The organism is Propionivibrio sp. (assembly GCF_016790145.1).
GTDB lineage: Bacteria > Pseudomonadota > Gammaproteobacteria > Burkholderiales > Rhodocyclaceae > Propionivibrio.
The window spans coordinates 1-10,052 of the sequence record NZ_JAEUOI010000207.1; the positions used below are offsets into that span (position 1 = coordinate 1).

Sequence of the window (10,052 nt, forward strand, 5' to 3'; positions counted from 1 at the left end):
CCTTCTGGCGGCCGAAGCCCTTGACTTCGGTGACCGTAATGCCCTGGACACCGATGACAGAAAGCGCTTCACGCACTTCGTCAAGCTTGAAGGGCTTGATGATTGCGGTAACCATTTTCATGATGTACTCCAATTCTGGGGCAGTTCAAACCGCCCCGGTTAAGCGAAAGGCGGATTAAAAGGTCTTGCTGACCGATACGACTGCGATACCGCGGCCGGCATCCTTGGAATTGCTACCCGTAGCACCGTTCTTGTTGAGCGAGTTGGTGAAACAGTAGAATTCGGCCTTGCTGCAGCTTCCATTGGCATTGGTATCGACATATGAAGCGCCGACGACCCAGCCGCTGAAGTCCTTGGTCACACCAATTTTCCAGTCGGTGTAGGCAATACTGTCCGAGCCGGTAGTAAAGGCATATTTATAGTTGCTGGAAAACAAGTGGCCGACGTGGCCGTTGATTCCCCAGCCGTCGCCGAGGTCATAGTTGGCTGTCAGGTCGAGATAGCTCGCGCCTTTGGAATCCGGCAGACTGAAATAATCCGTCAGCGCGTAGGAATATTTCAGTGAGATGAATTTCCAGCTACCAGCGATGTACAGTTCAAAATTGTCAACCGCTCCGCTGGACGTCGAAAAGATATTTTTTCTATTCGAGTACGACAAGGGGTTAGCACTGGAGCCCGGGTAATAGTAGTAGTAGCCGCCAACGTCGATGCCGAAGTCGCCGAAGGCATGCTTGTATCCGCCGTAGAAGTCCATTTCGAGGTTGCCTTCTGCGTAACCGGCGCCCGAATTAACGTTCGAGTTCCAGTTGCCAACATACAGGCCGCTTTCATGGGCGTAATCGATTCCGCCCTGCAGCGCGGGCTTGCCGGCGGTCTGGTCGATCCCGCGGAAACGGTAGCTGGAGAAGATGCCGAGGTTGCCTGTGAGCGTATGCGGACTGGTTTCAGCCGCAGCGGGGGCCGCTTCAGCCGGTGCAGGGGTCTGGGCCATCGCCGGAGCAATAAATGCAGCCGCCAGAAGGGTAGCGAGAAGGGTTTTTTTCATCAGAAACTCCTTGGACAGGATTAAAGGGATTAAAAACTTTGCACGCTCCTCTAAGCATTTGCCGTGCCAATTAAATATATGAAAAAAATCATATGGTTATAATATTGAATATGATTCCTTATGTGACCAGTGCACTTTTATGGGGCAGCCTATTCGGCAGCCGCACCATGGCAGTGCATTCAAAGTCCCGATCTGCGCAAACTGCTCGACACAATGAACGTTTCGGCACGCCGGCGGCTCGAAAGCCGTCAATACGCGCTCCCGCTACGGCATGCCGCCGGATCCGCATTAACATGGGTGGCCATGACATCGGCGCTCACGATGCACGTCCTGCCTGCTGCCCGGGCCAGGGCCGCAACGCATTTCAGGCGCGAAGAATTCGCTGATCTGCTGCGCCGCCACAGAAGTCAAGGCCTGCATCGGCTGTGCTAAACTCGAACGCACTATTCCTGGATGAAAGACCGACGCCATGCTCGACCCCAAAGTGCTTGAGGAATTCAGCGCCCGCCTTGGCGCCATCATTGCGGCCAGCCCGGTCGCCGACATCGAGAAAAATGCGCGAGCGCTACTGTCCAGTTTATTCACCAAACTCGATCTGGTCAGCCGCGAGGAATTCGATATTCAGGCGCAGGTACTGTTGCGTACGCGTGAAAAGCTGAAAGCGCTCGAAGCACGGGTCACCCTGCTCGAAAGCCGGGGCGGGAACAAGGATTGAGTCGGCACCTAGCGCTTTGCCCGGCCTGAGAGTCAATAGCGCTTCTGCCGCCTGCCCATGCCGCTTGCCATCGTCCATAGCCGTGGTCTGGATGGGCTTTCCGCTCCGGAAGTCGCGGTCGAGGTGCATCTGGCGGGCGGTTTGCCGGGTGTAACACTGGTCGGGTTGCCGGATACCGAGGTCAAGGAGGCGCGCGACCGGGTGCGGGCGGCGCTACTGAACTCCGGCTTTGACTTTCCCGCCAGGCGCATCACCGTCAATCTGGCACCGGCCGATCTGCCAAAGGAATCAGGACGCTTCGACCTGCCCATCGCGCTCGGCATCCTTGCCGCTTCGGGGCAGATTCCTGGAAATGCACTGAACGATTACGAGTTTGCCGGTGAGCTCTCGCTCTCCGGTGACTTGCGGCCGATTCGCGGCGCGCTGGCCATGGTGCTGGCCTCCGGCCGTCTCGGTCGCTGTTTCGTGCTGCCCGGGTCGAGTGCACGCGAGGCGGCGCTGGCACAAGAAGTACGTATCCTGACCGCAGGCACCCTGCTTGAAGTGTGCGCTCACCTGCGCGGTCTGGCCACGCTGAAGGAGTGCGCGGCTACTCCCTGCGTTGCCGAAGAGGAAGACCGCTATCCCGACCTCGCCGATGTGCGCGGGCAGACGCAGGCCAAGCGTGCGCTGGAGATCGCGGCAGCCGGCGCGCATTCGATTCTTCTCGCCGGCCCGCCGGGTACCGGCAAGTCGATGCTCGCCAGCCGCCTGCCCGGCCTGCTACCGCCGATGACCCAGGACGCTGCGCTGGAATCGGCCGCCGTGCTGTCGCTGGCCGGATTGTTCCGGCCCGAGGAATTTGGCCGGCACCCTTATCGGGCACCGCATCACACCGCCTCTTCCGCCGCACTCGTCGGTGGCGGCAGCGTACCGCGTCCGGGCGAGATTTCAATTGCCCATCAGGGCGTTCTCTTCCTTGACGAACTGCCCGAGTTCGAGCGCCGGGTTCTCGAAGCTCTGCGCGAACCGCTCGAAAGCGGTCGCATCCACATCTCGCGCGCGGCGCGGCAGGCCGAGTTTCCGGCGCAATTCCAGCTCGTCGCGGCGATGAATCCCTGCCCCTGTGGTTATCACGGTGACGCCAGCGGCAAGTGCCGGTGCACGCCCGATCAGGTGGTGCGCTACCGCAGCAAGCTCTCCGGCCCCTTGCTTGACCGTATCGACCTGCAGATCGAGGTGCCAGCGCTGCCGGCCGAGGCCCTGCAAAGAGCGGCGGACGGCGAAGCGTCGGCGAGTATCCGTTCCCGCGTTACGCTGGCGCGCGAGCGACAAGTGGCGCGCCAGGGCAAACCGAACGCCCGCCTGACGACCATGGAGATTGACCGCTTCTGCCAGCCCGACGCCAGCGGGGCCGCGCTGCTCAAGCAGGCGCTGGCCCGGCTCAACCTCTCGGCACGCGCTTATCATCGCGTGCTCAGAGTCGCGCGCAGCATCGCCGATCTGGCCGCCTGCGAGGCCATCGCTGCGCAACATATTGCCGAAGCCGTGCAATACCGCCGCTTCGCCAGGGACTGACTTGCCCGCCAGCGAAAGCAAAAAGCCGCCGCGCGGCATCGCCCTGTTGCTGGCTTCGCTGTCTGCGCTCGGCCCCTTCTCGATCGACACCTATCTGCCGTCATTTCATGACATCGGCGAAAGCCTGCACGCAACGCCGATCGAAGTGCAGCAGACGCTGACCGCCTACCTGATCCCCTTCGCCATCATGGCCTTGTGGCACGGCGCGATTTCCGACGCGCTCGGGCGCCGGCGGGTCATTCTCGTCACCCTGGCCCTGTTCGGGCTGGCGCTGGCCGGCTGCCTGTTTGCCACGCGCATCGAACACCTGTGGCTGCTGCGTGCGCTGCAGGGCATGTCGGCCGGCGCCGGGATCGTCATCAGCCGCGCCATCGTGCGCGACCTGTTCGACGGTCCGGCGGCGCATCGGCTGATGTCGCAGATCACCATGATGTTTGCGCTGGCACCGGCCATTGCGCCTGTCATCGGCGGTCGCCTGCAGTTCTGGTTTGGCTGGCGCTCGGTATTTGCCTTTCTCGTGCTGATGACGCTGGCGCTGTGGCTGGCCTGCTGGCGCCTGCTGCCGGAAACGCTGCCGCCAGAGCGTCGACAGCCGCTACACGCCGGTTATCTGGCGCGAACCTACTGGAAGGTGCTGACGACGCCGGCCTTTCTTTACGCCTGCGCCGGGCTGGCGTTCAACTTCGCCGGCTTCTTCATTTACGTGATGTCGGCCCCGGTGTTCCTGATGCGCCATCTCGGCGTCTCCGAAACGGGTTTCCTGTGGCTGTTCGGCCCGGCCATGGCCGGCCTGATGTCCGGTGCCTGGCTCTCGGGGCGGCTGGCCGGAAAGCTTTCGCTGAAACAGACGATCATGCGCGGCTATCTGGTCATGGGCGTGGCCGCGCTCGGCAATATCGGATTGAATCTGTGGCTCCCGCCGACACTGCCGTGGAGCATCGTTCCCCTCTTCGTATATACCTTCGGCATGTCGCTGGCCATGCCCTGCCTGACGCTGCTGGCGCTTGATCCTTTCCCCGGGCAGCGCGGCCTGGCCGCGTCCTGCCAGATGTTCCTGCAAGCGGGCTCGAACGGGCTGGTTGCCGGCATCATCGCGCCGGCACTGTGGGCCTCGACGCTGTCGCTGGCCTTCGGCATGGGCGCGCTGATGTTGCTTGGCGCCAGCGCCGCCTGGCTCGATCACCGGCTGGCACGGCAGAAAACCTGAGAGTCTGTGAAAAATCATTACTGCATGATTTCCATGCCCGTCACCCCGGCGGAAGCCTGGTTCCAGCTCGTTTATCCGATTGTTTTAATGGCTATCAGAAGAAGGTACTGGATTCCGGCTTACGCCGGACTGACGGCTTGGGAGGTATTTATCGCTTAATTCACAGCCTCTGAGTCTGCTTTTCAGCTCGCCTCGTAACTCGAAAGCGTCACCCCGGCGTGCGCGAGGAATTCGCGGATCTGCTTGATCTCCTGTTTGGCGCAGGTTGAACTGTTGTGCGGGTGGTGCAGGAAGACCTCGACCTTGTTGAGCACGATGCGGAAGCGCGCACCATGCGCCGACTCGATGCTCGCTCCCAGATGCAGCAGCAGGGATTCGATCTCCCGCCAGTGAATGTTGGCGCTGAGCGGGTCATGGTAAATCGACTGAAGCAAATGCAGATGTTTGTGACTCATGCCAACCTCCACGGACTCGTTGATTCAGTAAAAGGTTTTTGAAAACCCTATTCTGCGCTCATCCGGGCTGTGCCGGGAAGTTCAGCGCGACATCCAGACCGCCGCCCGGCGCCTCGGCCAGCGTCACGTTACCACCGCAAGCGGCAACAATGCGGCGCACGATGGCCAGCCCGAGGCCGCAACTGCCGCCGGTGGCGCGCGCCGGGTCGATCTGGGCGAAGGCTTCAAGCGCGCGGGCGCGTTGACCGACCGCGATGCCCGGTCCGTGATCGCGCACATGCAAGGTGACCGTAGCGGCGGACTCGAGCGACAGCGACACCTCGACCGGCGGCGCACCGTACTGCAAGGCATTGTCGATCAGATTGTCGAGCAGACGTTGCAGATTGCCCGGCGTAATCGCCACCTGGCACGCGGCGGCGGCCTCGCTCACGGTCATCGAAACCGGTCTTCCGAGTTCGCGATGGCGTGCCACTTCATTGCTCAGCGCATCGGCAAGCCACAGCGGCGGCGCCGGGCGTGCGCTACTCTCCTCGCTGCGCAGGAAGGCCAGGCACTGTCCGACAATCCGCTCCATGTCATCCGCATCGCGCGCCAGTCCGGCGCGTTCGCTGTCGCTTTCAAGCAAGGCCAGGCGAACGCGCAGGCGTGCCAGCGGCGCACGCAGATCGTGAGTCAGACCGGCCAGCATCTCGTGCCGCTCGTTATCTGCCGCGGCCAACTGTGCCAGCATGGTGTTGTGCCGCTCAGCCAAGCGGCGGACTTCTTTCGGGCCTTCCGGTGTCACCGTACGCGCGCTGCCGTCACCGGTGGCCGCTACGGCTTCGCCGAGACGCGCCAGCGGGCCGACGATGCTGCGTACGAAGAGTCCGGCGATCAGCACCAGCAGAGCCAGCCCCAAACCCAGCCCCAGCCACAGCTCGGGCGGCAGGGGTTGCGGCGCAAAGCGCGGCGGTGGCAGCACCAGCCACCAGCGCTCGCCAGCCGCCATGAAGCCGATCCACAAGCCGCTGCGTTGCCCCAGGCCGGCATGGCGCAGGCTCACCGGTTCGCCAAGAAATTCGCCAAGTTCGGCGGCCAGGTGACGGGCGAAACCGAACTCCGGTACGCGCGCCGGAACGGACTCGCTGTCCGGGCGCAACTGGAGGCTTTGCGGGTCGGAATCGGCCGCCGAGAGGCGGCGGCGCGCGTCGCCGTCAAGCTCCGGCAAGATGCTTTGCAGCAAACGCATCTGCCCGCCGACAAAGCGGACGGTCTGGCTCATGTGCGTCGCCATCCGATGCTGCGAAATCAGCGCAAAGGTGGCGATCTCGGCGACGGCGACGACGGCGATTACCAGCAGGACGGTACGTGCAGCGAGCGAAGCGGGCAGCAGTCTCATTTTTCCGGCCCTGGCGCGGGTTCACCATCCGGCACAAAAACGTAGCCGACGCCCCACACCGTCTGCAGGTAGCGTGGATGCGCCGGGTCGGCTTCAAGCAGACGGCGTAGACGATGGATCTGTACGTCGATGGCGCGGTCGAAGGATTCGCTCTCGTCGCCGCGCGTCAGTTCAAGCAGGCGCTCGCGCTTCATCGGCCGGTTGGCATTGGCCACCAGCGTGTTGAGCAGGGCGAACTCACCGCTGGTCAAGGCCACGAGTTCGCCGGCGCGTGAAAGCTGACGGGTGCTGCGATCGAAACAGCAATCGCCAAAGTTGAAAACCCCGCCTTTCGTATCCGGCGACCCCGGTGGCTGGGTGCCGCGACGCAAAACGGCTTCGATGCGGGCGACCAGTTCGCGCGGGTCGAAAGGCTTGCCGACGTAGTCGTCGGCGCCCATTTCCAGACCGATGACGCGATCCACCGGTTCGTCGCGCGCGGTCAGCATGATGATCGGCAAGGTCTCGCCGCGCGCACGCAGACGGCGGCAGGCGGCCAGGCCGTCCTCGCCCGGCAGCATCAGATCGAGCACCACCAGATGCGGCTGGTAGCGCTCGATATAGGCATCGAGCTGACGCGTATCGGCGAGCAGCAGCGTATCGAAGCCGTGCCGGCCGAGATAGGTCGCCAGCAACTGGCGAAGTTCGGGGTCGTCGTCAACGAGAAGAATCTTTTTCATGGCCAGGCCCTGGATCGGTAGTGCTGACATTCTATGCCGCCAGCGTCAGACCGATTGAAGACTGAAACAATTTGCAATCATCTGCCCTGGTCTTGAAATCCTTTGCAATGAGGTCGGAAAGAAAATGGCGTCGTCAGAGAGGCCGTGCTCTACAGACGGCCCTCCGACCAATCCACCCTTCAATACAGGAGTCTCACCATGAAAAACACGTTTCCGAAATTTTCACCTCGAATCGTCGTCACCGCCGTAGCCCTTTCGCTCGGCTTGGCCGCCAGCGCTTTCGCCTTGTCACCGCGCGGCGGCGAACAATGCGGCCCCGGTCCCGGCATGCCCGGTCAGCGCATGGAACACGCCATGAAGGAAATGTCACGCCTGCACGACGAGCTGAAACTCGACGCCAGGCAGGATGCCCTCTGGAAAGACGCCGAACAGGCCGGCAAGGACAACATGGCCGGTATGCGCGAACGCTTCAGCAAACAACGCGAGGAAAACCTCTCCCTGCTCAAGCAGCCGGGCGCCGATCTGCGCGCCGTGCTCAAGCGCATGGACGAACTCAAGGCCGAAGGGCAGAAACAGCACGAAGCCAATCGCGATCGCTGGCTGACGGTTTATGACTCGCTCAACGCCGAACAGAAGGAAAAGGCCCGCCTGTTTTTCCTGAGCAAACTGCAGCGCATGGAGCACGGTGGGCCGCGCGGCCCGGGGCGGGGCTAGGCGCCTAGCCTAGATGGGTTACCCCCCACAAACGTTCCGCTGCGCGTTCGTAATCGGCATAGGCCTTGAGACAGGCGAGCACCTCGGGCCAGCGCTCGGGGGCGACGACGGTGCCTGCCAGGGTCTTGACGATCTCCAACTCGGCGGCGTCGGCGCCGCCACAAAACTCGGCGACGATGTAGGCGTCGTGCAGCAGGCGCACGCGCATCTTTTGCTCGAGCGTTGCCAACCGCGCTACGGACGGGGCGTTGTGCGGGACGAACATCGCCTCCTGGACGCGATGGTGGTCGACGTACTCCATACGGTCGATCAGATCGATCAGCGTGCCGGCCTCGGCGACGCTCACCTCGCCGTCAGCCCAGGCAATGGCGGCGAGCACGTCCATACACAACTGGTCTTCATTGGTATTCATCCGTATTTCCTTTCGGTTGTTGAGAAGCGCATTTTAACGGACACCGCAGTAGTTTTCGCAAGTTGAGTCATGACGATCCTCGACGTAGCAAAGGTGAAAGGAGCGGATTGCGAGTGATTTACTGCTGGTGGGATCGAGGCCCACAGTTCTGGCTCTTCACACTGTAAGTCAAGGATGGAATGGGGAGCTTGAACGCCGATGAGAAGATGGCGCTCAAGGGGATGTTGAAAGCCGAACTGGAGGCCAGATTATGCAAGAACGGAATCTGTTTGCAGAGAGTGCCGAGGGCTTCGATGCCTTGACGAGCGAGCCCACTGGAAAACCGGGAGCAGGGCCGGGCCAAACCGAATGCCCAGGCTGCGCTGCTGATTCGCCTGGTCGAAAAGTTCCTGGATACCGTTGAGCGACTGGCCGTGGCGGATCAAGAGATGATGCCCGCAAATTCGAGCCTGCCCCCTTTTAGCTCTTCTCAAACCTCCTTGGGTGACAACTCAAGGGGGTTTCATTTTCGGTAAAAAAGTCTTCTGCAGGATCCTGCGGGAAAAACGACTATAGATTCAGATCACTGGGCGATCTTAAAGGGTTCGGATATCCATTCCCGCTAGGCGAGTTCAAATGCTCAACCCCCTCCCAGGTGAAGTTTGAACGTGGCACCGTTCGAGAACCTGCAATCTCCCGCACCTTGCATTGGCGTGTTCATCTGGTAGTCGCAAGACATGTAGGTACCTTTGGGGCTGTAGGCACTGGCCACGCCGCGCTTTTCATCGTTAGAAACGCGTGTTGCTTCGCCGCTCAGCACCTCACCCATGAAATTGACCTGGAAGCGACCCTTCCCGGTCATCATGTTAGTCACTGTACCGGATATGATGCCGGTCTGAGTCGCGATTTCGTTGGTTGGATAGAGCCGCGCATTCAGTATCGTCGGCATCGGGCCTATCGGCGCCGATGTCATCGGTGCCCCGGCAGGTGGCACCGGGTAACCCGCGGGCGGCAACGGATAATAATCGTAGTAGACGGCGCCGTCTGGCCCTCTGACGGGAACGACATAGCAACCCGTAAGGGCTAAGGCAATGCCCAAGAGCGACAAGTATTTCTGAGCGTTATTCATTGATATCTCCTCGCAAAGGAAAACAACAACGCTATGCCCAATCAATAAAATTAGCCTTTTTGAGCGGGATTGAAACCCCAGCCCAGTATCGCTTCGCCACAAGTGACTATGTGCTAATCTAGCCCACATAGTGGGTAATGGGAATACCTGATTCCCCATATTTTCAAAGCAGGATAGGGGTAAAGGGATCACCCCCTTTGCTGCGGCCTTGAGTTGCCCGGAACCCGGTTACGAGGCTTGAACAACTACCTGGATGGATAAACACATCAAAAGGGGACAGACCACGTTTTTTCGTCTCTTACCTGCTCATACAACCACATCGGATCAAGGTCGGCACCGTTCGGCCAGGTCACAACGCCAAGTTCAATGCGCGCCTGCGCAAAGAATTCGCTAGCAGCCAGCGCTGCGAAGACGCCGCAGGACGTATCCGCCCTCACTGCAGACATATCCACGATGCCGGATGTGCCGTCCCGAAATGTCACTGACAGCCGGTAATCGGGCAGGATCGAGAGCGCCTGAACGCGCCACGGCGCTGCAGGAACTACTCCAGGGGCGGAATTTTCTTTGGCTGTTGTCTGGCTTGACATAAATCCCAGTCCTCAATTAGCCCGACTTCCGCTATTCGCGGGGGTTGAAACGGCTAAGTGATTGAAATACATAGAAGTCGAATCAGAAGGTCGGCACTACACGACGCTTGGTGAAAGTGGCTTGACGGGTAATGGCACAGCGATTTTTGGTTGAG

General features: G+C 60.9%; 12 protein-coding genes. 4 read left to right on the top strand and 8 right to left on the bottom strand.

The window, feature by feature from the left end:
• Both JNM42_RS16945 and JNM42_RS16950 read right to left on the bottom strand, forming a co-directional pair.
• A partial coding sequence (locus JNM42_RS16945) for a P-II family nitrogen regulator (protein ID WP_294272978.1) occupies positions 1 to 121 on the bottom strand: 121 nt, incomplete at its 3' end.
• Positions 122 to 175: 54 nt separating this feature from the next.
• Positions 176 to 1,045 (bottom strand): TorF family putative porin, encoded by an 870-nt coding sequence (locus JNM42_RS16950; RefSeq protein WP_294272950.1) that lies wholly within the window; start codon positions 1,043 to 1,045, stop codon positions 176 to 178.
• Between the two features lie 469 nt (positions 1,046 to 1,514).
• Here JNM42_RS16950 and JNM42_RS16955 point away from each other — a divergent pair, with 469 nt between their 5' ends.
• The 3 genes from JNM42_RS16955 to JNM42_RS16965 are packed head-to-tail and all read left to right on the top strand — an operon-like array spanning position 1,515 to position 4,524.
• Positions 1,515 to 1,760, top strand: a complete 246-nt coding sequence (locus JNM42_RS16955) for an accessory factor UbiK family protein (RefSeq protein ID WP_294272953.1) — start codon at positions 1,515 to 1,517, stop codon at positions 1,758 to 1,760.
• A 57-nt stretch (positions 1,761 to 1,817) separates the two neighbouring features.
• Positions 1,818 to 3,317, top strand: a complete 1,500-nt coding sequence (locus tag JNM42_RS16960) for a YifB family Mg chelatase-like AAA ATPase (RefSeq protein ID WP_294272956.1) — start codon at positions 1,818 to 1,820, stop codon at positions 3,315 to 3,317.
• Between the two features lies 1 nt (position 3,318).
• On the top strand, positions 3,319 to 4,524 hold the full coding sequence (locus tag JNM42_RS16965) for a multidrug effflux MFS transporter (protein ID WP_294272960.1): 1,206 nt from the start codon (positions 3,319 to 3,321) through the stop codon (positions 4,522 to 4,524).
• Positions 4,525 to 4,706: 182 nt separating this feature from the next.
• On the opposite strand, the gene JNM42_RS16970 is transcribed toward JNM42_RS16965, so the two are convergent.
• Genes JNM42_RS16970 through JNM42_RS16980 form a run of 3 tightly spaced genes read right to left on the bottom strand, consistent with a single transcriptional unit; the run spans position 4,707 to position 7,106 of the window.
• Positions 4,707 to 4,979, bottom strand: coding sequence for a type II toxin-antitoxin system HicA family toxin (locus JNM42_RS16970; RefSeq protein WP_294272962.1), 273 nt, complete (start codon positions 4,977 to 4,979; stop codon positions 4,707 to 4,709).
• Positions 4,980 to 5,037: 58 nt separating this feature from the next.
• Complete coding sequence (locus tag JNM42_RS16975; RefSeq protein ID WP_294272964.1) at positions 5,038 to 6,357, bottom strand: ATP-binding protein; 1,320 nt, start codon at positions 6,355 to 6,357, stop codon at positions 5,038 to 5,040.
• Positions 6,354 to 7,106 (bottom strand): response regulator, encoded by a 753-nt coding sequence (locus JNM42_RS16980; RefSeq protein WP_294272967.1) that lies wholly within the window; start codon positions 7,104 to 7,106, stop codon positions 6,354 to 6,356. Before JNM42_RS16980 ends, JNM42_RS16975 begins: the two co-directional genes overlap by 4 nt.
• A 168-nt stretch (positions 7,107 to 7,274) precedes the next feature.
• On the opposite strand from JNM42_RS16980, the gene JNM42_RS16985 reads away from it, so the two are divergent.
• Positions 7,275 to 7,790 (top strand): periplasmic heavy metal sensor, encoded by a 516-nt coding sequence (locus tag JNM42_RS16985; protein WP_294272970.1) that lies wholly within the window; start codon positions 7,275 to 7,277, stop codon positions 7,788 to 7,790.
• A 4-nt stretch (positions 7,791 to 7,794) separates the two neighbouring features.
• Here JNM42_RS16985 and JNM42_RS16990 read toward each other — a convergent pair whose 3' ends face one another.
• The 3 genes from JNM42_RS16990 to JNM42_RS17000 form a co-directional block, all read right to left on the bottom strand.
• Positions 7,795 to 8,202 carry a hypothetical protein gene (locus tag JNM42_RS16990; RefSeq protein WP_294272972.1) on the bottom strand — a complete coding sequence of 136 codons (408 nt, stop codon included), beginning with the start codon at positions 8,200 to 8,202 and terminating at the stop codon, positions 7,795 to 7,797.
• A gap of 619 nt (positions 8,203 to 8,821) precedes the next feature.
• Positions 8,822 to 9,310, bottom strand: coding sequence for a hypothetical protein (locus tag JNM42_RS16995; RefSeq protein ID WP_294272974.1), 489 nt, complete (start codon positions 9,308 to 9,310; stop codon positions 8,822 to 8,824).
• 266 nt (positions 9,311 to 9,576) lie between these two features.
• The gene (locus JNM42_RS17000) at positions 9,577 to 9,897 is read right to left on the bottom strand and encodes a DUF2442 domain-containing protein (protein ID WP_294272976.1); all 321 of its coding nucleotides are present in this window, start codon (positions 9,895 to 9,897) and stop codon (positions 9,577 to 9,579) included.
• Between the last annotated feature and the right edge of the window lie 155 nt (positions 9,898 to 10,052).